Annotated in this window: 18 protein-coding genes; 10 read left to right on the top strand and 8 right to left on the bottom strand. The window is 64.2% G+C overall.

From position 1 onward, the window contains the following. Window positions 1-210 precede the first annotated feature (210 nt). Window positions 211-1,215 carry an ornithine carbamoyltransferase gene (locus tag A5892_RS02090; protein ID WP_027350942.1) on the top strand — a complete coding sequence of 335 codons (1,005 nt, stop codon included), beginning with the start codon at window positions 211-213 and terminating at the stop codon, window positions 1,213-1,215. A gap of 61 nt (window positions 1,216-1,276) precedes the next feature. Here A5892_RS02090 and ypfJ read toward each other — a convergent pair whose 3' ends face one another. The 3 genes from ypfJ to mltA all read right to left on the bottom strand — a co-directional run bounded on the left by ypfJ (window position 1,277) and on the right by mltA (window position 4,412). Beyond that, entirely contained in the window at window positions 1,277-2,155 is an 879-nt protein-coding gene (gene ypfJ / locus A5892_RS02085) for a KPN_02809 family neutral zinc metallopeptidase (RefSeq protein ID WP_064121383.1), read from the bottom strand. An 81-nt stretch (window positions 2,156-2,236) separates the two neighbouring features. Beyond that, complete coding sequence (locus tag A5892_RS02080; RefSeq protein ID WP_064121382.1) at window positions 2,237-2,878, bottom strand: YitT family protein; 642 nt, start codon at window positions 2,876-2,878, stop codon at window positions 2,237-2,239. A gap of 343 nt (window positions 2,879-3,221) precedes the next feature. Beyond that, the gene (gene mltA / locus A5892_RS02075; RefSeq protein WP_064121381.1) at window positions 3,222-4,412 is read right to left on the bottom strand and encodes a murein transglycosylase A; all 1,191 of its coding nucleotides are present in this window, start codon (window positions 4,410-4,412) and stop codon (window positions 3,222-3,224) included. Between the two features lie 182 nt (window positions 4,413-4,594). Here mltA and A5892_RS02070 point away from each other — a divergent pair, with 182 nt between their 5' ends. Further along, on the top strand, window positions 4,595-5,479 hold the full coding sequence (locus tag A5892_RS02070) for a DUF72 domain-containing protein (protein ID WP_064121380.1): 885 nt from the start codon (window positions 4,595-4,597) through the stop codon (window positions 5,477-5,479). 107 nt (window positions 5,480-5,586) lie between these two features. Here A5892_RS02070 and A5892_RS02065 read toward each other — a convergent pair whose 3' ends face one another. Continuing rightward, window positions 5,587-5,769, bottom strand: a complete 183-nt coding sequence (locus A5892_RS02065) for a hypothetical protein (protein WP_064121379.1) — start codon at window positions 5,767-5,769, stop codon at window positions 5,587-5,589. Window positions 5,770-6,238: 469 nt separating this feature from the next. Here A5892_RS02065 and uvrD point away from each other — a divergent pair, with 469 nt between their 5' ends. From uvrD to A5892_RS02040, 5 genes are all read left to right on the top strand, one after another. Further along, window positions 6,239-8,488: a DNA helicase II gene (gene uvrD, locus A5892_RS02060; RefSeq protein ID WP_064124249.1), complete on the top strand. Its 2,250-nt coding sequence runs from the start codon at window positions 6,239-6,241 to the stop codon at window positions 8,486-8,488. Window positions 8,489-8,624: 136 nt separating this feature from the next. Further along, a complete protein-coding gene (gene phoU / locus A5892_RS02055; protein WP_064121378.1) occupies window positions 8,625-9,353 on the top strand; it encodes a phosphate signaling complex protein PhoU in 729 nt (242 codons plus the stop codon). Window positions 9,354-9,417: 64 nt separating this feature from the next. After that, window positions 9,418-10,161: a sulfate transporter CysZ gene (gene cysZ / locus A5892_RS02050; protein ID WP_064121377.1), complete on the top strand. Its 744-nt coding sequence runs from the start codon at window positions 9,418-9,420 to the stop codon at window positions 10,159-10,161. Window positions 10,162-10,259: 98 nt separating this feature from the next. Next, entirely contained in the window at window positions 10,260-10,847 is a 588-nt protein-coding gene (locus A5892_RS02045) for a BPSL1445 family SYLF domain-containing lipoprotein (protein ID WP_064121376.1), read from the top strand. A gap of 302 nt (window positions 10,848-11,149) precedes the next feature. Next, window positions 11,150-12,178: an N-acetylmuramoyl-L-alanine amidase gene (locus tag A5892_RS02040; protein ID WP_223302771.1), complete on the top strand. Its 1,029-nt coding sequence runs from the start codon at window positions 11,150-11,152 to the stop codon at window positions 12,176-12,178. Between the two features lie 29 nt (window positions 12,179-12,207). Here the strand turns inward: A5892_RS02040 and phoR are convergent, their stop codons facing one another. The 3 genes from phoR to ubiA all read right to left on the bottom strand — a co-directional run bounded on the left by phoR (window position 12,208) and on the right by ubiA (window position 15,265). After that, window positions 12,208-13,527, bottom strand: coding sequence for a phosphate regulon sensor histidine kinase PhoR (phoR, locus tag A5892_RS02035; protein WP_064121375.1), 1,320 nt, complete (start codon window positions 13,525-13,527; stop codon window positions 12,208-12,210). Between the two features lie 24 nt (window positions 13,528-13,551). Then, window positions 13,552-14,244, bottom strand: coding sequence for a phosphate regulon transcriptional regulator PhoB (gene phoB, locus A5892_RS02030; protein ID WP_064121374.1), 693 nt, complete (start codon window positions 14,242-14,244; stop codon window positions 13,552-13,554). Window positions 14,245-14,377: 133 nt separating this feature from the next. Beyond that, window positions 14,378-15,265, bottom strand: coding sequence for a 4-hydroxybenzoate octaprenyltransferase (gene ubiA, locus A5892_RS02025; protein WP_064121373.1), 888 nt, complete (start codon window positions 15,263-15,265; stop codon window positions 14,378-14,380). A 461-nt stretch (window positions 15,266-15,726) separates the two neighbouring features. Here ubiA and A5892_RS02020 point away from each other — a divergent pair, with 461 nt between their 5' ends. After that, on the top strand, window positions 15,727-16,005 hold the full coding sequence (locus A5892_RS02020; RefSeq protein WP_064121372.1) for an HU family DNA-binding protein: 279 nt from the start codon (window positions 15,727-15,729) through the stop codon (window positions 16,003-16,005). A 304-nt stretch (window positions 16,006-16,309) separates the two neighbouring features. After that, the gene (locus tag A5892_RS02015) at window positions 16,310-17,590 is read left to right on the top strand and encodes an MFS transporter (protein WP_064121371.1); all 1,281 of its coding nucleotides are present in this window, start codon (window positions 16,310-16,312) and stop codon (window positions 17,588-17,590) included. 4 nt (window positions 17,591-17,594) lie between these two features. On the opposite strand, the gene A5892_RS02010 is transcribed toward A5892_RS02015, so the two are convergent. Then, on the bottom strand, window positions 17,595-18,926 hold the full coding sequence (locus A5892_RS02010; protein ID WP_064121370.1) for a DUF3100 domain-containing protein: 1,332 nt from the start codon (window positions 18,924-18,926) through the stop codon (window positions 17,595-17,597). 241 nt (window positions 18,927-19,167) lie between these two features. Between A5892_RS02010 and A5892_RS02005 the strand changes: the two genes are divergently transcribed. After that, window positions 19,168-19,500 (top strand): antibiotic biosynthesis monooxygenase family protein, encoded by a 333-nt coding sequence (locus tag A5892_RS02005; protein WP_064121369.1) that lies wholly within the window; start codon window positions 19,168-19,170, stop codon window positions 19,498-19,500. Window positions 19,501-20,019: the final 519 nt, after the last annotated feature.

Here is a 20,019-nt window from a genome sequence, read left to right as displayed (position 1 = left end):
TTAAATTTTCAAATGTATTAAAAAAGAAGAATATAAACCATGGTTGTGGTACAAAGCAATTGTCCCTTTGGAGGAGGTGCTGGGACGAGCGGGGAGGTTATCCCGGCGCTTCGCTTGGCTCGCGGTTCCTGCTATGGTCGGGGATTCTCTTGGTGACGAACGAGGCAGCCAATCGCTGCGATCGTTCGCTATTTTCATGGAAACAGCGTCATGGCCTTCAACCTCAAAAACCGCCATCTTCTAAGTCTCATGCACCATGACAGGCGTGAGATCGAGTTCCTGGTCGACCTGTCCATCGATCTCAAGCGCGCCAAGTACGCCGGGCTCGAGAATCAGCGCCTGATCGGCAAGAACATCGCGCTGATCTTCGAGAAGACCTCCACCCGCACCCGCTGCGCTTTCGAGGTGGCGGCGCGCGACCAAGGCGCCGGGGTCACCTACATCGAGCCTTCCTCGTCGCAGATCGGGCACAAGGAGTCGATCAAGGACACCGCGCGGGTGCTCGGGCGGATGTTCGATGCGATCGAATACCGCGGCGCCGAGCAGTCGACCGTCGAGGAGCTGGCCCGCTATGCCGGCGTGCCGGTGTTCAACGGGCTGACCGCGCAGTTCCATCCGACCCAGATGCTCGCCGATGTGATGACCATGCGCGAGCACTGCGACAAGCCGCTTAGGCAGATCAGCTATGCCTACCTGGGTGACGCGCGTTACAACATGGGCAGATCGCTTCTGATGATCGGCGCCAAGCTCGGCATGGACGTACGCATCGGCGCGCCGCGCGAGCTGTGGCCGGACGAGGAGTTCGTCGATCAGTGCCGTGGCTTTGCCGAGTCGAGCGGTGCAAGGATCACGCTCACCGAGGAGGCGAAGGCGGCGGTGGACGGGGTCGATTTCATCCATACCGACATCTGGGTCTCGATGGGCGAGCCGGTCGAGGCCTGGGACGAGCGCATCGCGCTGCTCTCACCCTATCGGGTCGATACCGCGATGATGGCCGCGGCCAACAATCCTGCGGTCAAGTTCATGCACTGCCTGCCCGCCTTCCACAATACCGAGACCGCGATCGGCCGGCAGGTCGCCGAGCGCTATCCCGAGCTCGCGGATGGCATCGAAGTCACCGAGGCGGTGTTCGAATCACCGGCCAACGTCGCCTTCGACCAGGCTGAGAACAGGCTGCACACGATCAAGGCAGTGATGGTCGCCTCCCTCGGTTGATAAACCCGTTCGTCCCGAGTGTGAGGAACGAACGATCGAGGGACATGGCTCACCACGAATCTCAAAGCGTGTCGGCGCTGAAGCTATCGCACTGATCGATGTCGCCGGCGCTGAAGCCGCGCTGGAACCAGGCGACGCGCTGGGCGGAGCTGCCGTGGGTGAAGGCGTCGGGTACTACCTGGCCTTGGGTCTCGCGCTGCAGGCGGTCGTCACCTATCGCGCTGGCGGCGTTGAGCGCTTCTTCCACGTCGCCGCTCTCGAGCCAGGCGTGGCGAGCCTGGGCGCGGTTGGCCCAAATCCCGGCGAAGCAGTCGGCCTGTAGCTCCTGTCGCACCGAGAGGCCGTCGGCGCCTTCCATCGGCGCACCGCTCTGGCTCAGCTGCTGCACCCGCTGTGAGATACCCAGCTGGTTCTGGACGTGGTGGCCGACTTCGTGCGCGATCACGTAGGCTTGGGCGAAGTCGCCGGCGGCGGAGAAGCGCTGGGCCATTTCATCGAAGAAGGAGAGATCGAGATAGACTTGGTCGTCGCCCGGACAGTAGAACGGGCCGACCGCCGATGAGGCGAAGCCGCAGGCGGAGTCGACGCCGCCGTTGAACAGTACCAGCCGTGGATCGCTGTAGCGTTCGCCGCGCTCGTCGAAGAGCTGCTGCCAGGTATCCTCGGTATCGCCGAGAATCGCCCTGACGAAGTCGACCCGCTGTGCCTGTTCGGGATCATCGACCTGCTGCTGGGTCGGCGGGCTCTGTTCGTAGCCTTCCTGGCCGATCAATTGGCCCAGCAGCTGAAGCGGGTCCTGCCCAAGCAGCATGCCCACCACCAGCACGATGGCAACGCCGCCAAGGCTCAGCCCTTTGCCGCCTATCGGCAGGCGCCTGCCCGATCCCGCACTACGTCGATCCTCGACGTTGTCGCTACGACGACCCTTGTCCCACTTCATCGGCGTCCACTCCGGATGACTACTCAACTTGAGCTGAGTTTAACAGGCTTGGAGCAAAACGCCGTTTCCATACTTTCGCTATCAGGCGCGTGCGCGCTCGAGCCGCTGCTGCTCACTCCGTGCCGGTGTCTCGCTGGTCGACTGCTTGCGATGGTGATGGGCCAGAACCACGGCCAGCACCGCGAAGGCGAGCAGCGAGAAGATGATCTCCGAGGGGCTGTAGACCAGCATCGCGGTGGCGACCAGGGCGAGATCCCAGCAGGCCGTGGTGCGTGCGGCATGCCAGCCGCGGCTGCGTTCGAGATGCAGGGCAAGGATGTTGATGCCCCCGAGCGAGGCGTTTTCGCGAAACATCATCGCCAGTCCCACACCCAGTAGCAGTCCGGCGGCGATAGCCGCGATCGGCAGGCTGATGTCACCGAGCGGCAGCCAATCGCCGAATGCCTTGATCAGCAGCGACAGCAGGGTGACGCAGGCAAGGGTGCGCAAGGTGAAGGCGCGGCCCAGGGAGCGCCAGCCAAGCAGATAGAAAGGCAGGTTGATGATGAAGAACAGCATCGCGAAGTCGAGCGCCGTGACCCGTTCGAGCAGCAGGCCAAGGCCAGCTGTGCTGCTCATCAGCATACCGCCCGACTGCAGCAGATGGATGCCGAGCGCACTGAGCAGGCAGCCCTGGAACAGGGTGAAGTAGGATCGCCAGCGGGGCGAAAGCGGATTCAACATGGTCGTGATCTCCCGAAGGGTAGTCGGGGATGGAAGTCACGCAGCGGGATGGCGCTGCGAAGCTTGCCGGCCTGGACACTTTTGGTGCAGCGGACGGCGAATGACGACCCTTGGCGATTGCTCCGGGGTGGGGGAGTCGGTTCGCGTGGATCGTCGTTTCGAGCTCGAAGGCAATGCCTGGCGGGGGCTCAATGGCGTAATGATAGCCGAAACGCGGTTGAAAAGGCGTGGGCTGGCGAGAGAAAGAACCGGACCCGGAAGTCTCCGGGTCCGGCTTCGTCACGAGGACGGGCCAAGGCATGCGACTATTGAGCAATCAACTTAGGCAAGTTCCGTGCCAGCCTCAGCGAGCGTTGGGCATGAGCACCCACAGCTGGCCATTTTGTTTCATCCGCCCAGCGCTTTCGCCGGCGGTGTCGCCGCGTCCCCAGAAGAAGTCGGCACGCACCGCGCCCTTGATCGCGCTACCGGTGTCCTGGGCCACCATCAGCCGCTGCAGCGGCTCGCTGCTATAGGGACGAGTCGTGGAGAGGAATACCGGCGCGCCCAGGGGGATCTTGCTCGGGTCGACTGCGATGCTGCGCTCCGCGGTCAGCGGCACGCCCAGCGCACCGATAGGCCCGAGCTGAGGATCGGCGAACTCAGGCGGCAGTTCGCGGAAATAGATGTAGCGAGGATTGACGTTGAGCATCTGCTCGACCTGCTGGGGATGCGACTTGGCCCAGGTACGGATGCCCGGCATCGTCGCCTGGGCGGGGGTGATCTGGCGGCGATCGAGCAGCCAGCGGCTGAACGAGTTGAACGCTCGTTCGTTGGTACCGGCGAAGCCGACACGCATCACGGTGCCATCGTCGAGCTCGATCAGCCCCGATCCCTGGATCTGCAGATAGGCCGCCTCCACCGGGTCGTCGACCCACACCAGCTCATGGCCTTTGAGTACACCGCTGCCGAGCAGCGTTGCGCGAGGTTGGGTGAGCTGTGCCTTGCTGAGCCCGGTGGGCAGGCGGTGCAAGGGAACCTGGTAAGGGCCGTGTCGAGTGCGGGAACCGCGCAGGATCGGCTCGTAGTAGCCAGTGATGGTGCCGGTGGTGGAGCCGTCGTCGTTGACCACGGCATAGGGAACGAAGTTGGTTTCGAAAAAGCGCTGGATCGCACGGCTATCCAGTGGGTCGATGGTTTCGGAGCTCTTGCAGACCCGCTGCCAGTTGGATTTTCTGACCAGCGCGAGGCAGCTCGAGCGAAATGCGCTCCAGGCCGAAAGCGCGTTATCCTGCGACCAGCCTGGCAGTCCATGCCAGTCCGAGGCTTCGAGGCGGGTGTGCTGGGGATCCGGCGGCACCGGCAGGCTCGGCGCCGCCCCGGGCGAGCTGATCACCACCGGCGTGCCCGGCTGTGGTGAGGTGGTGCTGGCGGTGCTACAGGCGCCGAGCATGCCGAGCGCTCCCAGGCCGAGCAGCGCAGCGCAGACGCGACGCAGCGGTATGGAAGGCGAAAGTCGGCAGAGTATTCCGGCGCGAAGACGGCGAATGGACATCAGCAGGTTATCCACGAAACAAGAGACCTCTACTTGCCAAAGCGCGTGGCGAAACGGCCATGACCTCAGGGGATTTCATGCCGGTAGCGAAAGGCGTGCGGCGGGGGCCGCCAAGATAGTAGTGCACAGCGATGGGCGTACGAAAGCCCGTCATCGGTCGGTATAGCATCGGGGCAGCAAGGATGGTGAACGAAAAAGGGGGCAGACTGCACCTGGGGCTCGCGATGTGGGCCAATTCGGACTGGCGCGGTACGCTTTATGGCCCGCATACGCCAATGAACGAAAGCCTGGCCGACTATGCGACGGTGTTCTCCTCGGTGGAAGGCAATACCACCTTCTACAGCGGTGCGCCCAAGGCCGAAACGGTGGCCGCTTGGGCGACGCTCGCTCCGAAGGAGTTTCGCTTCTGTTTCAAGCTGCCGTCGCGGCTCACCCATGAGCGCCGGTTGGACGGCATCGAATCGGAGTTCGAGGCGTTCATCGCACAGCTATCGCCTCTGGGAGAACGTCTAGGCCCCATCATGGTGCAGTTGCCGCGTAATTTTGGCGGTGATGAACTCGATAAGCTTGCTCGTCTGCTCGAACGCTGGCCCACAGGGGTGGGCTGTGCGGTGGAGCCGCGCGATCCGGCGATGTTTGCCAAAGGCGAGGTGGAAAAAGAGTTCAATCAATTGTTGATAACTCACGGCGCCGATCGCGTCATGCTCGATGTCAGGGCACTGTTTTCCACCCCCGCCGATGCCGCACCATCGCTTGCCAAGGCCCAGAGTGAAAAGCCGAAACGTCCATTACACGTGATCTCCACGGCGAATGCGCCGATCGTGCGCTTCATTGGCCATGCCGACATGCGGCGCAACGCGGACTATTTCACCCCTTGGGTCGAACGTCTGAACCTGTGGATAAATCAGGGGAAAACACCTTTTTTATTTGTGCATACACCCGACAATAAAGCCGCGCCATGGCTCGCCCGGCAGTGCTATCAGCGGATCATCGATGCTTCCATGAAGCCATCGGACTGGCCTGCGCCCGCGGCTTTTCCAGGCGAGCGGCAGAATGCGCTGTTCTGAGTGTTTCAACCGCTCCTTGCATCTCGATCGACCCATCTGAGGCGAACAAAGCGCCGGTTGGACGGCGCTTTGACCATGCTCTCAAGACTGACTCGCGAGTGGGAAGATCAGTAGAGGTCGCTATCCTGGGCGAGCCGCCTTCGCTCCCAGTGGCGTTCGATGCCCTGGCGGGCGTTGCGGTATCGATATTCGGCGAGTTGACGACGCTTGCTCTGAGCGAGCGCCTCGAGGGTGAGGAAGGTGTTGAGAAGACGATTTTCTACCACGTTCTGGGACGACTTACGGCGCATTCGCTGACTCCTTGATGCAAAGAGAGCTGTGCTGGACTCTGCCTCAAAAAGTGCCGTACCGGATGACTCCGCGCTGGAAGCGTCCCGATGTCGAGGGATTCGCGTCGAGGGAATCGCGAAGCGGGTGCCATCGCGAAGCCCATACCGCGCTTGGACGCTCTTGCCGTTGCCATTAGCCGCTCGGCGACGATTCGGACCTAGCCCAAGTCCTGCCAGTGAGGTGATACGTCGGCGCTATGACAGCCTGATGACCAAGCGCGTGCATCGACCCTCGAGAATTAACATAGCAAATGTCGGGCCAGGACTGGAACGATATTGGAACATTGTGATCTTGACCCTGTCCGAGCTCTAGGCTGGTCGTTCGCTTCGATGCCTTCGTGGGCCACTCTTCCGATAGCTCCCGGTCGGGTCGGTGGCGAGGGCTGTGATAGACTTTCCGTCCATTCAAGACCTGTATCGGGTGCCCTTCGTGACTCTCCAACACCCTCTTCTCGATTCGCTCAACGAGGCTCAGCGCGAGGCCGTGAGCGCACCGCAGGGCAACCTGCTGGTGCTTGCCGGTGCCGGCTCGGGCAAGACCCGGGTGCTGGTTCATCGAATTGCCTGGATGCTCGAGGAGGAGGGGCTGTCGCCGTTCTCCATCCTGGCGGTGACCTTCACCAACAAGGCGGCGCGGGAAATGCGCACTCGGCTGGATGCGCTGCTCAGCCTGCCACCGCGAGGCATGTGGGTGGGCACTTTCCACTCCATCTCCCATCGTCTGTTGCGCACCCATTGGCACGACGCCCGGCTGGTCGAACACTTCCAGATCATCGACAGCGATGACCAGCTTCGCCTGGTCAAGCGGCTGCTCAAGGATCACAGCATCGACGATGAGCGCTTCCCGCCGCGCCAGGTCGCGAACTTCATCTCCGGTTGCAAGGAAGAGGGGCTGCGTCCTGGCCAGGTCGATGCCGCGGGTGATCCCTACCTTGGCCAGATGGTCGATCTCTACGAGCTCTATCAGCTCGCTTGCGAGCGCGCGGGCCTGGTCGACTTCGGCGAGCTGCTGCTGCGCTCGCTCGAGCTGTTGCGCGACAATCCGCACCTGCTCGAACACTACCGCGAGCGCTTCGGCCACATCCTGGTCGACGAGTTCCAGGACACCAACACCCTGCAGTACGCTTGGCTCAAGCTGCTCGCCGGCGATCGTGCGCGGCTTACCGTGGTCGGCGATGACGATCAGTCGATCTACGGTTGGCGTGGGGCCAAGGTCGAGAATCTGGCGCGCTTTCGCGATGAGTTCGCCGATACCAGGGTGGTGCGCCTCGAGCGCAACTATCGCTCCACCGAGGCGATCCTCGAGGCGGCCAACTCGCTGATCCGCAACAATGCCGGGAGGATGGGCAAGGAGCTCTGGACCGACGTCGGCGAGGGCGAGAAGATCTCGCTCTACGCCGGATTCAACGATCTCGACGAGGCCCGCTTCATCGTCGATACCATCGGCCGGGCGGTGCGCGAGGGGCATGCACGCCGCGACATCGCGATCCTCTATCGCTCCAACGCTCAGTCGCGGGTGCTCGAGGAGGCGCTGATCCGCGCCGGCATGCCCTATCGGATCTATGGCGGCCATCGCTTCTACGAACGGCTCGAGATCAAGAACGCCCTCGGCTACCTGCGCCTGATAGTGACGCGCGATGACGACGCGGCGCTCGAGCGGGTGATCAACGTGCCGACCCGAGGGATCGGCACCAAGAGCGTCGAGCAGCTGCGCGCGCATGCCCGTGACGAGGGCATGTCGCTATGGGAGGCGCTGCACGACGCGGTGGCGCGCAGGCTGATCGGGGGCCGGGCGGCCAGCGCGCTGTCGTCGTTCGCCGACCTGATCGACCAGCTCGACAACGATACCTCGGGATTGCCGCTCGATGAGCTGATCGACCACGTGATCGGGGCCACCGGATTGATCGACTACCACCGTGCCGAGAAGGGCGAAAAGGGCCAGGCCCGGGTCGAGAACCTCGAGGAGCTGGTGAGTGCTGCGCGCGCCTTCGCCCAGGGGCAGAGTGGCGTTCGCGGCACCGACCCCTTCGAGCCGGAAGGCGAGGCGGCCGGGGAGGCGACGCTTGGACGCTTCCTTGCCGATGCCGCGCTCGATGCCGGCGAGCACGAAGCGGACGAGTTCGAGGATGCGGTGCAGATGATGACGCTGCACTCGGCCAAGGGGCTCGAGTTCCCGCTGGTGTTCATCGCGGGCGTCGAGGAGGGGCTCTTCCCCCATCGGATGTCGGTCGAGGAGCCGGGGCGTCTCGAAGAGGAGCGCAGGCTGTGCTATGTCGGTATCACGCGGGCGATGACCAAACTCTATCTGACCTATGCTGAGATGCGCCGGCTGCACGGCAAGGAGACTTACCAACGGCCCTCGCGTTTCATCCGCGAGCTGCCCGCCGGGCTGGTCGAGGAGGTTCGCCTGCGTGGCCAGGTCTCTCGACCGCTTGCCGAGCGCTCGGGTTTCAGCGCATCGCGTTCGCCGCGTCCGGCCCAGGGGCTCGTGCGCCAGTCCCGGGTCGAGGGGGGCGGTGCGAGTCTCTCGCTCGGCCAGCGGGTGCGCCATCCGACGTTCGGCGAGGGCGTGATTCTCGATGCCGAGGGGCAGGGCGATCGCGCCCGGGTCCAGGTCGGCTTCGAGGACCACGGCGACAAGTGGCTGGTGCTCGGCTTCGCCAAGCTCGAGCCGCTATGAGGTTCATCGAACCGTCACCAAACGCAGTCATACTCGAATGACGCATGTGGCGAGCTCCGAGCCGATTTCAACGGCGCGACCCATTGGGTAGGAGGAGCTGCTGCGTCCCACCTTCGATTCGTTTCGGGAGAGCCCCATGGATATTTCCAGCGAACAACATAGCCAGCACATCTCCCGCCAGTTCAATCAGGAGCTCGAGGGACTCAAGACCCATTTGATGGCGATGGGCGGTCTGGTCGAGAAACAGATCCTCGATGCGCTCACCGCACTGCTCGACGGCAATGGCGAACTCGCCGAGGAGGTGCGCCGCTTCGACCATGAAGTCAACGAGATGCAGCTGCAGCTCGATGACGAGTGCACCCATATCCTCGCCCGTCGACAGCCCGCCGCCTCCGACCTGCGCTTGGTGCTGGCGGTGATCCGTGCCGCCTCCGACCTCGAGCGAATGGGTGACGAAGCGGACAAGATCGCTCGCCACGCCTTGGCGTTGATGGGTGGGCAGCACAATGACCGCGGTTTCGTCGAAATCCGCCGGGTCGGCGCGATGGTGCGGGACATGGTGCGCAACGCGCTGACCGCTTTCGCCCGCTTCGATACCAAGCTCGCCCTCGAAGTGCGTCGCGCCGACACCGAGGTCGACAATGAGTACAAGAGCGCGCTGCGTTCGCTGGTCACCTTCATGATGGAGGACCCGGCATCGATCTCCGGCGTACTCGACGTGCTCTGGGTGCTGCGTGCGCTCGAGCGGATCGGCGACCATGCCGACAACCTCGCCGAATCGGTGATCTATCTGGTCAAGGGCCTCGACCTGCGCCACACTCATCTGCGCGATCTCGACGAGAAGGATCTCGACGATATTGGTTGAACTCTTTTCTTCTCGACGACGACGCGGCGCCTTTCCGGCGCCGCGTCGTTTTTTGGGGTGCCCCATGCTCGAAGGCTTGAATGCCCTGCGCCTCGGTATCCGTCTCGTGCTCTCCGCGGGACTTCGCCGCTACGTGATCGTGCCGGTGCTCATCAACCTGGTGCTCTACGCGATCACCATCACTTTGCTGGTGCGCGGTTTCTCCTCGTGGATGGATCAATGGATGGCGCTGGTGCCCAGTTGGCTCGGCTGGCTCGACTGGTTGATCGTCCCACTGCTGGCGATCGCGCTGCTGATCCCTGCGTTTTTCACCTTCACCTTGATGGTCAACCTGATCGCCTCGCCCTTCTATGGCTTTCTCGCCGAAGCCGTGGAGCGCCGGCTTGGCGGCGGCAGCGAGGATTCACGCAGTCTTGGACGCCAGGCCATCGACAGCTTCAAGCGAGAACTGCACAAGCTCGCCTACATCCTGCCGCGCATGGCGCTGCTGTTCGCCGCCGGCTTCGTGCCGGGGCTCAATCTGTTCACGCCGTTTCTCTGGATGCTGTTCTCGGCTTGGTGCATGGCGATCCAGTATCTCGACTATGCGATGGACAACCACGGGGTGAGCTTTCCACGCATGCGCGGGCTGCTTGCTGCGGGCTGGTGGCGAACGCTCGGTTTCGGCGCTGCGGTGAGCCTGACGGTATGGATTCCGCTGCTGAACCTGGTGGTGATGCCCGGTGCGGTGGCCGCCGGTGCGGTGATGTGGCAGAGACGCTATGCGGCCTTGAATGCCGAGGGGCGATCTTTGCAGGTCAAAGATTAACGAACTATAAGTTCTTGGTTCGTTGCGCATGAGAGAGGTGCGCGGCCCAGGCGGTACCGGCGAGAGGTCTCAGCGCCTGTTTTCAGGGAGAAGAAGAGATGCGAAACAAGGAATATTGGCTGCGTCGTACCGGTGCGGTTACGCTCGCCGCGCTGCTTGCGGGCGGTGCACTGGCCGGTTGTACCACCACCACGCCCCAGGATCGCAGCGATGCGATGACCCAGCAGCGACAGATCGACAACGACGTCCAGCAGGCCCTCGAGCGGCTCTATCGGGCCTCGCCCGAGGCTCGCGAGCTGGTTTCCAGGGCCAAGGGCGTGCTGGTGTTTCCCGGGGTGATCGGTGCCAGCTTCGTGGTTGGTGCCGAGCACGGCGATGGCGCCTTGCTGATCGGCAACCAGACCTCGGGCTACTACACCACCACTGCCGGTTCGATAGGGTTCCAGGCCGGCGCTCAGTCGCGGGCGATCATCTATCTGTTCATGACCGATCAGGCACTGCGTGACTTCACCAGCAGCAACGGCTGGACCGTCGGGGCCGATGCCAGCGTGGCGGTGGCCGACATTGGTGCGAGTGGCAACATCAATACCAACACCATGCAGCAGCCGATCATCGGATTCGTGATGAACAACGCGGGAATCCAGGCCGGCGTTTCGCTGCAAGGCGCGAAGATCAGCCCGCGCTGAGTGCACGCGGGCGTGATTCGGCTCGGCTCGTTGCTCGTCGGCTAGCCGAGCCCGTCAAGGAACCGAGGGGCATGCACGACGCAATCGAGGGACCAAGTCCCGGCGCTTGGCGAAGGACTTGAGCTGTCTTGAAGGATGCTGAGACATTCTTCGCCGGCGCTGTCCTGGCCTTCGCGCAGGCACTATGATCAGCACGGGCAATCCAGTACGGGCATCGACAAGGCGCCCTGTGCTCTCCACCCTGAACGCTGGCCCACATCCGCTGTACGCTCTCCGTCGTCCGTCGGTGGGGAAGTGTCCTGGTGTCGAGCTTTTCCATGACCTGCTGCGAGATTCGTCCCGCCATGCCGAAGCGTTTCCTGTCCCTCGCATTCGCCCTGCTGCTCGCCGGCTGCGCCGGTGCACCTCCTGCTCCGACGCCTCCTTCACCTCCTCAGGTGCCGACCCCGGTGGTCGAGGTGCTCGATTTCGAGACCCCGGTGATCCAGGATCGTGCGCCTGCGCGGCGCTACTCCGCCGAAGAGGGGCGTGCTCTCGAACGACGCAGCGGCTATCGCGTCGACCACTCGGTGCGCAGTGCCGGGGTCAACCAGCGGGTTCGCTATCTGGTGATCCACTATACCGGCGGTGACGACGCCGCTGCGCTGCGCGCCCTCACCGGCAGCCAGGTGGGGACCCACTACCTGGTGCTCGACCAGCCTGGCGAGTTCCAGCAGCAGCCGGTGGTGCTGCAGCTCGCCGACGAGTCGATGCGGGCGTGGCATGCCGGTGTCAGCGCCTGGGGGGACCGGGAAGGGCTCAACGACACCTCGATCGGCATCGAGATCGTCAACCCGGGCTTCACCCAGACCCCGAGCGGGCTGAGCTGGTCGCCGTTCTCGGAGTCGCAGATCCAACTGGTGATCGCGCTGGCCAAGGACATCGTCCAGCGCTATGACATCGAGCCTACCAATGTGGTCGCCCACTCCGATATCTCGCCCGGGCGCAAGCTCGATCCGGGGCCGTTCTTCCCCTGGCAGCGCCTCGCCCAGGCGGGCGTTGGCGCCTGGCCCGAGCGCGCCACGGTGGCCCGCTACCTGAACCAGTTCTCCAACGGTCGTGTTCCCAGCGTGCGTGCGCTCCAGCAGGGCCTTGCGCGCTATGGCTATCGGCTCGAGCAGACCGGGCGCATGGACGATCAGACCCTGCGGGTGCTGAAGAGCTTCCAGATGCGCTTCAGGCCGACCGACCACACCGGCTTCTACGACGCCGAGAGCGCGGCGATCCTGTTCGCCTTGATCGAGAAGTACCACGGTCCTGCTCAAGCTGGAGCGATCCTCGCCAGCAGCTAGGGCGTGTCAACACGCCCTCGGTGGACCGCTCAATCGGCGCAGGCGTCGCTGGGCGTCGGCAGGCTGACCCGCTCGGCGGGGAAGCAGAGGGTGAAGCGGGCGCCGCGGCCGAGGCTCGATTCGATCTCCAGCCGGCCCTGGTGGCGCAGCAGCACGTGCTTGACGATCGCAAGCCCAAGGCCGGTGCCACCGGTCGCGCTGGAGCGGCTCTTGTCGACGCGGTAGAAGCGCTCGGTAAGACGGGAAAGGTGGCGCCGCTCGATGCCTTCGCCATCGTCGCTCACCGACAGGCGGCCTTCGCCGCTGTCGGCCAAGTACCAGCGCAGTTCGATACGGCGGCCGTTGCCGGCGTAGCGTACGGCGTTGGAGACCAGGTTGGTCAGCGCGCTGCGCAGCTCCTCGCGGGCGCCGAGCAGCTCAGCGGAGGTCTCGATCTTGAGCTCGAAGTTCTGGCGACCCTTCGACAGCGCGACGCCGTCGCTGTGCACCTGTTGGATCAGTGCGGCGACATCGACGGCGATACGCGGCGAGAAGCTCTGCTCGTTTTCGAGCCGCGACAGCATCAGCAGGTCGTCGATCAGGTGGCGCATGCGGTCGGCCTGCTGCTCCATCTGCGCGACGCCGCGCGCGAGCCTGGGCGGCAGCGCGGTTTCAGCGGCCTGGGCCAGTGGCTCGAGATAGCCGGTGAACACCGTCAGCGGGGTGCGCAGCTCGTGCGAGACGTTGGCGACGAAGTCGCGGCGCATCTGCTCGAGTCGCTGCAGTCGGGTGATGTCGCGTACCACCATCAAGCGCTCGTGATCGCCGAACGGGGTGATCTGGAACTGCAAGGTGCGCGACTCGTCGACCGGCGAAGGCAGTTCGAGCGGATCATCGTAGTTCTGGGCGAGGAAGTAGTGGACGAAGCGCGGATGGCGCAGCAGGTTGGTGACGTGCTGGCCGCGATCCTGAGGCTGCTCGAAGCCGAGCATCCTGGTCGCCGCCGCGTTCCAGCTGTCCAGCGCCGCGTGGGCGTCGAGGATCACCATCGCGTCGTACATCGCCTCCGAGGAGCGCTCGACGCGATCGATCACGCCCTGCAGGTGGGCCTGCTGCTGGCGCTCCTGCTTCTGGTAGCGGTAGAGGCGATCGAACAGCTCGCCCCAAAGCCCGGTGGCCGACGGTGGATTGGCGCTATCTGGAGCCTTGGCCCAGCGATACAGCCGCCTGAGCTGGCGAAAGGTCAGAAGCAGGTAGAGTCCCAGTCCGGCGGCAAGGCCGAAGCCGGAGTGGCCGTAGTGCCCACCCAGCAGGGTGCCGAGCGCGCCGCATAGAGCGAGCAGCAAGAATTCGCGGGTCCAATGGCGCATCGGGAGCCCGTGGCCGCCTCCTTGTCAGGCGCGTGAGCGCTGGCGTGAGAACCTATAGCCGGTGCCGCGCACCGTCTGGATCAGGTAATCGTGACGCTCACCGAGCGCCTTGCGCAAGCGGCGAATGTGCACGTCGACCGTGCGCTCCTCGACATAGACGCTGGCGCCCCAGACCTGGTCGAGCAGTTGTGCGCGAGAGTAGGCGCGCTCCTGGTGGGACATGAAGAACGCCAGCAGGCGATATTCGGTCGGTCCCATGTCGATCGGCTCGTTGTCGATGCTGATTCGCTGGCTCTCGGTATTGATCGACAGGCCATCGACCTCGATCACGCCCTGGCTCGCGGGCGCCGCCCTGCGCAGCACTGCGCGCATCCGCGCGATCAGCTCGCGGGGCGAGAACGGCTTGGTGATGTAGTCGTCGGCGCCGGCTTCGAGCCCTTGCACCTTGTTGTCCTCCTCGCCCTTGGCGGTGAGCAGGATCACCGGGATTTCCCGAGTGGTCTCCTCGCGCTTGAGCCTTCTCGCCAGCTCGACGCCGCTGATGCCGGGCATCATCCAGTCGAGCAGGATCATATCGGGACGTTCGTCGACGGCCAGCGCCAGCGCCCGCTGCGCGCTGTCGGCCTCGAGGACCTGGAAGTCGGCCATCTCCAGGGCGATCGCGATCATATCGCGGATGGAGGATTCGTCATCGACGATCAACACGGTTCGGGTCATTGCAGATCATCTCTCTGGGTGGGTTGCAGGCGGGGCGAATCCCCGGCCTTCTGCCGGCCCGCGACCGCGCCCTGGGGCGCAGACACATGACGATTCAAGCGCAGTGACGTGACAGTCTCGTGACATACCCCCGTCAGGCGGGCCAGGTGGCCAGACTGATGCCGGCGAACATCACTACACCGACCCAGTGGTTGTTGAGAAAGGCCTGGAAGCAGCCCTCGCGCGAGCGATGCCGGGTCAGCCATTGCTGATGAACGAACAGCGCAGCGATTCCCAGCAGCATGATCCAGAAGTAGCCGTCCAGGGAGAACGAGAGTCCGAGCCCGATGAGCAGCAGCAGGACCAGTGCCTGGAGCATCGCCAGGATGGCCAGGTCCAGCGAGCCGAACAGTATCGCGGTCGATTTGACCCCGATCTTGAGGTCGTCGTCGCGATCGACCATCGCATACTGGGTGTCGTACATCAGCGTCCACACCAGGTTGGCGAAGAACAGCCACCAGGCGGCGGCGGGCACGCTGCCGGTCACCGCGGCGAAGGCCATCGGGATGCTCCAGCTGAACGCGGCGCCAAGTACCAACTGGGGCAGATGGGTGTAGCGCTTCATGAACGGATAGAGCGCCGCCAGCGCGGCTGCGCCGAAAGAAAGCATCACGGTGAACGGATTGGTGAAACAGACCAGCACGAAGGCCGCCACCAACAGTATCGCGAACAGCGTCAATGCCTCGCGCGCAGAGATGCGCCCGGTCGCCAGCGGCCGCTCCTTGGTGCGCTTGACGTGGCCGTCGAAGTTGCGGTCGGCGTAGTCGTTGATGATGCAGCCGGCGGCGCGCATGAGATAGACGCCGAGCACGAAGATCACCAGGATGTGACGGCTGGGCATACCGTCCGCGGCCAGCCACAGGGCGCAGAGGGTGGGCCACATCAGCAGCCAGGTGCCGATCGGGCGGTCGAGGCGCATCAGTCGGGCGAAGTCGGGCAGGCGGCGCAGCGGACCGGTTTGAAGAGCGGTGAAGGCGGACATCGGGTTTCCATATGCTCGGATATCGGACACCGGCAGTGTAACACCGGCATGAGAGCCGGATTCATGGCGGATTATCTACGCCCAAACACGTCTAGGCAGGGACGGAGAGTGTTGCTAGCATGTCGAACGCTGTTTCCGAGCTTTCGCACCATCGTGCATGCGTCCCAGACCAAGGCATCCAGTGCTTGTGATATGGTCGCCGCATCACCGGGCGGGAAATGGCACAGGCGGTGCTGCCTCGATGGCTCCGGTGCCTGATTGGATAGTCGTCGGTGGGTGAGGCTTTCGGTTTCACTGTCGGATGGAGCATCGGTCGTCGCGACGGCAGGAAGCTTTATCGCGACGCCCCGTACGGAGTCGGCTTCTTCGCGCTATTAGCGTGGGGGATGGTTGGCTCAACAAAAAAACGTCCGGCTCAGCCGGCAGATTCGCCATCGTCATGGCATACCCAGGAGGCAATGATGCGTAAACCAGAACTCGCAGCGGCAATCGCCGAGCAGGCCGATCTCTCCAAGGACAAGGCCAGCCAGGTGCTGAACGTGATCCTCGAAGAGATCACCGCCAGTGTCGCCAAGGGTGACGACGTCACCTTGGTCGGCTTCGGTTCTTTCACCGTTCGCGAGCGTGCCGAGCGCACCGGCAAGAACCCGCAGACGGGCGCTCCGCTGACCATTCCAGCGAGCAAGAACGTAAGCTTCAAGCCCGGCAAGGGCCTCAAAGACGCCGTTTCCAGCAAGTAAGGCGCGCTCTGATCGGCACCGGCGGCATTCGTCGCCGGTAGCCGCTACTTGAATTCCCCTCTCTCGATCCTCTTTGCGTGTCTCGTCACGAGGCGTGCTCGTGCGCGCATTTCCGCCCCGCTGTGGATTACCTCGGCAGGCTCGTTCGCTCGTTCCTGGCGCGAGTGCCGACGCTGGCCCAGACTGCGATGAAAGCGCTTTCGGTTGCGATGGAGGCTTCAGTCGCCATCAGGGAACCCGGCGCGGATGATCGCACGGCTGCGCAGCGACTCGACGCTGGCGCCAGACGCTTCGGGAGAAGGGCATGCCGATGGAGCGGCACGAGAGATTAGCGGATAGCTCCCGCATGGAGCCGGTGCTGGCCGAGGTTGGCGCGGGCTTCATGCTGCGCTACACGATCGCCTCGTTCGGGCTTTTCCTCGCCGTGATGACCCCGGTGACGATCACCATGGCAATCCGCGTCGCCGAGCTCGACCCGACTGGTAAAGCAGTCAGCCTCGGGTTCATTCTCGGTGCCGGTGCGCTAGTGGCGATGGTGGCCAATCCGCTGTTCGGCCAGCTCTCGGATCGTACCCGCTCGCGCTTCGGGCGACGACGCCCGTGGATGTTCGGTGGCCTGCTGGTGGGGGTGTTGGGGCTCGCCGGAATCGGTGCGAGCACATCGCTCTGGTGGGTCGGGGTGCTCTGGTGCGTGGTCCAGGCCGGGCTCAATGCCACGCTTTCCGCGCTGATCGCGGTGATTCCCGACCGGGTGCCGGAACAGCAGCGCGGGCGGGTCTCGGCGTTCTATGGCATGTCTTCCAACGTCGCGGTGTTTTCCGGAGCGGCGATCGTCGACTTGGTCGGTGCCGAAGGCATGGCGATGTTCCTGGTCCCGGCGCTGATCGGGCTCGGATGCATGCTCCTGTTCGCCCTTCGCTACCCCGAGCCCGAGGTGGCCGGGCTGGCGCCACCCAAACCATTCTCGACGCTCGGGATGCTGCGCGATTTCTGGCTCGATCCCAGGCAGCATCCCGATTTCGCCTGGGCCTGGGTGAGCCGCTTTTTGCTGTTCATCGGTGGGGCGATGTTGATGACCTATCAGGTCTACTACCTCACCGACGTGCTCGGCATCGATGCGCTGGACATCGGCCGGCGGGTGTTCGTTTCCTCGCTGGTGATGGGCGGCTGCATGATGCTGGCTTCATTCATCTCCGGCTGGCTTTCCGACCGCTCGCGCCGACGCAAGCCGTTCGTGCTGCTCGCCGGGCTGGTCTACGCCGCGGGCCTTGGCATTCTCACCGTGACCAGCAGCTTCACCGGCTTCCTGGCCGCGATCGTGGTCTCATCGCTCGGCTTTGGCGTCTATCTCGCCGTCGACCAGGCACTGGTGGTCGATATCCTGCCGAATCGCGAGCAGGACGCGGCGAAGAACATGGGTATCCTCAACATCGCCAACGCCGCGCCCCAGTCGCTGGCGCCGGCGGTGGCCCCGCTGTTCCTCGCCATCGGCGGCGGCGGCAACTACGTTGCCCTGTTCATCACCGCCGCTGCGCTGGCGTTGGTCGGTGCGCTTGCGATCCTGCCGGTAAAGGGCGTTCGGTAGTGCCTCAGAGCGAGTGGGCGAAGAACTGGGCGATCAGCGTGGCGCCGAGGAAGACCCCTGCGTTGGCCAGCAGCGATACCACCACGATCCGCCAGCCCAGCTGGCGGAAGGCGGGAATGTCCTTGGCCAGCGAAAGCCCGGCGAAGGTCAGCATCGGGGTGACCATGGCGAGGAAGTTGACCTTGGCGGTCAATGCGCTGATCTCGGCCGAGAACGGCGTCGCCGGGAAGGTCATCGCCATCGCTACCAGCGAGACCCAGCAGACGGCGGGCAGCAAGCGCCGGGTACCGTGATAGAGCGCATCGCCGATCACCACGGCGATCAGGATCAGTGCCACACCGGGCAGTGCCTCGAGCATCGGCACGCTGAAGCCGATCCAGTTGCCTACCAGCACCATCAGGCCGACCATCAGCCAGGCGAGCAGGCGCTGGCCGTAGCCGAGCGCCGGTACTTCGTGGACCACGCTCTCATCGACCTCGGCTGCGGGCCGGTGCGGCTGATGGGCGCGACGCCCGATCAGCGGTTCGAGCTTGTTGTAGGTCCACACCGCCAGCGGCAGCGAGATGAACAGAGTGAAATAGGTGCCGATGGTCGTCGCGATCAGGTTGGCGGCGGCGGCGAAGGTCGCCACCTCGTCGGCCACCTCGGGGTGCTGGGCGGCGATGGCGCCCACTGCGGCGGCGGTCATGCTGCCCGAGCCCACTCCCGCACCCATGCCCAGAGCGATGGGATGGAAGATGCCGAGGCTGGCGACGAAGCCGGCGAACAGCGAGATGAAGATCGCACCGATCAGAGTGCCGGTGATGTACTCGGCGAGTACGCCGCGGCCTTCAGCGGAGTTCATCCCGAAGCGCTCGCCGATGATCGCCAGTCCCGGCTCGCGACCGATCGAGAAAGTCGCGCCGATCGCCTCGCGTTTGATCCCGAGCAGCAGCGCCACCGGCATCGCCAGCAGCACGCAGCCGATCACATTGCCGACCTCCTGCAGCGCCAGCGCCCAGCCGGCATCGGCGAGCCTGGGCAGCGAGCCGCCGACCAGCAGGCCGAGCTTGGCGATGAACAGCAGCAGCGCTGGTTGGAGCACTGCGGCGGCAAGATACTGAAGCGGTAGGTCGACCTGCGTCGGGCGCGGCAGGCGAGTATGCCAAACACCCAGCGCGGCGCCGATCAACAGTGCCCAGACCATCGGCAGCAGCACCACCTGACCGATGCCGAGGGGAATCCTCACCGCACCGATCAAATCGGCGACTATCGTGATCGCCAGTGCGAGCAGGAAAAGACGCAGCCCCCGCCCAGAGAGGGAGTGCGCCTGGGCGCTCTGGGTGATGGAACTCATGGACGAACCTCCCGTGCGAGCCCGTTAGGGCATCGATTATCGTTATAGTGGCAAGCGCTTGCCGCGAGCGGGCGAGGTGCCCGCTTTTCGCATGATTGCATTCAGTGACGCTATCGTCCGAGTATCGAAAGGAGCGGCGTCGCAATGAAACAGGGTTGCCGTTTCAATTTTCAGATCACCGGCGGATGACACTCTAGTTATCCACAGCCGGTTCCATTCGCTGACCAGGAGAGTTGTCCACATGTTCATCGCCATGAACCGCTTCAAGGTGCGTCCCGACGCGACCGAGACCTTCGAGAAGATCTGGCTCGAGCGCGAAAGCCACCTCGACGGGCTGCCCGGTTTCATCGAGTTCCGGATGCTGCGCGGCCCGGCCGAGGAAGATCACGTGCTCTATGCCTCCCACACCCTGTGGCGCTCGCGCGAGGACTTCACTGCCTGGACCAAGTCGGAGGCTTTCCGCGCAGCCCATGCCAATGCTGGCCAGTCGAAACGCGCGCAAGTTTACCTCGGTCCGCCCAAGTTCGAGGGCTTCGAAGTGTTCCAGACCGTCAAAGCCAGCGAGCAGGCCTGATCCAAGCGGGGGGAAGAGAAGCCGTCTTCAGTTCCTCCCCGTTCGTCCCGAGCGGCGGCGATGAGGCCGTGGTTCGACTGCCCTCGTTCCTCGGGCGCTCACCACGAACGGGAGGTGGGTCATCATCTGCGGCTCGCGACGAATGGATTTGATCTCCTGAATGCTCTGAGCGCATACCTTCCCCCGTTCGTCCCGAGCGGCGCCGATACGCGCCAAGGCCGAGCATCAGATCGGCAATGAGGGACGCCAGTCGAGGGATCGAGCGGCGGCGATGAGGCTGTGGTTCGACTCGAGATGTTTCCGAGCGCCCTGAGCGAGCATCGCGAGTCGAAGGGTCCTCGCCGGCTATCCGAGCGTCCTGAGTAAGCGAAGCGCATCGAAGGACACTAGCGGGCGTGGGAGGCTGGCCCTTTGCACCGATTCCCAACCCGTTCGTCCCGAGCGGCGCCGATACGCGCCAAGGCCGAGCATCAGCTCGGCACTGAGGGGCGCCAGTCGAGGGATCGAGCGGCGGCGATG

Origin of the sequence: Halotalea alkalilenta, from assembly GCF_001648175.1 — a bacterium.
Taxonomy (GTDB): Bacteria; Pseudomonadota; Gammaproteobacteria; order Pseudomonadales; family Halomonadaceae; genus Halotalea; species Halotalea alkalilenta_A.
The sequence above is the reverse complement of the archived record's forward strand: the minus strand, read 5'-3'. Positions and strand labels throughout refer to the sequence as shown.

What these genes read in the sequence shown, in the direction of transcription:
- cysZ (WP_064121377.1), top strand. Translation starts at nt 9,418, where the DNA reads ATGCTCGAAGGCTTGAATGCCCTGCGCCTCGGTATCCGTCTCGTGCTC.
- mltA (WP_064121381.1), bottom strand. Translation starts at nt 4,412, where the DNA reads ATGTCCATTCGCCGTCTTCGCGCCGGAATACTCTGCCGACTTTCGCCT.
- A5892_RS02080 (WP_064121382.1), bottom strand. Translation starts at nt 2,878, where the DNA reads ATGTTGAATCCGCTTTCGCCCCGCTGGCGATCCTACTTCACCCTGTTC.
- A5892_RS02065 (WP_064121379.1), bottom strand. Translation starts at nt 5,769, where the DNA reads ATGCGCCGTAAGTCGTCCCAGAACGTGGTAGAAAATCGTCTTCTCAAC.
- A5892_RS02005 (WP_064121369.1), top strand. Translation starts at nt 19,168, where the DNA reads ATGTTCATCGCCATGAACCGCTTCAAGGTGCGTCCCGACGCGACCGAG.
- A5892_RS02020 (WP_064121372.1), top strand. Translation starts at nt 15,727, where the DNA reads ATGCGTAAACCAGAACTCGCAGCGGCAATCGCCGAGCAGGCCGATCTC.
- A5892_RS02010 (WP_064121370.1), bottom strand. Translation starts at nt 18,926, where the DNA reads ATGAGTTCCATCACCCAGAGCGCCCAGGCGCACTCCCTCTCTGGGCGG.
- phoR (WP_064121375.1), bottom strand. Translation starts at nt 13,527, where the DNA reads ATGCGCCATTGGACCCGCGAATTCTTGCTGCTCGCTCTATGCGGCGCG.
- ypfJ (WP_064121383.1), bottom strand. Translation starts at nt 2,155, where the DNA reads ATGAAGTGGGACAAGGGTCGTCGTAGCGACAACGTCGAGGATCGACGT.
- phoU (WP_064121378.1), top strand. Translation starts at nt 8,625, where the DNA reads ATGGATATTTCCAGCGAACAACATAGCCAGCACATCTCCCGCCAGTTC.
- ubiA (WP_064121373.1), bottom strand. Translation starts at nt 15,265, where the DNA reads ATGTCCGCCTTCACCGCTCTTCAAACCGGTCCGCTGCGCCGCCTGCCC.
- A5892_RS02090 (WP_027350942.1), top strand. Translation starts at nt 211, where the DNA reads ATGGCCTTCAACCTCAAAAACCGCCATCTTCTAAGTCTCATGCACCAT.
- A5892_RS02045 (WP_064121376.1), top strand. Translation starts at nt 10,260, where the DNA reads ATGCGAAACAAGGAATATTGGCTGCGTCGTACCGGTGCGGTTACGCTC.
- A5892_RS02015 (WP_064121371.1), top strand. Translation starts at nt 16,310, where the DNA reads ATGCCGATGGAGCGGCACGAGAGATTAGCGGATAGCTCCCGCATGGAG.
- A5892_RS02070 (WP_064121380.1), top strand. Translation starts at nt 4,595, where the DNA reads ATGGTGAACGAAAAAGGGGGCAGACTGCACCTGGGGCTCGCGATGTGG.
- phoB (WP_064121374.1), bottom strand. Translation starts at nt 14,244, where the DNA reads ATGACCCGAACCGTGTTGATCGTCGATGACGAATCCTCCATCCGCGAT.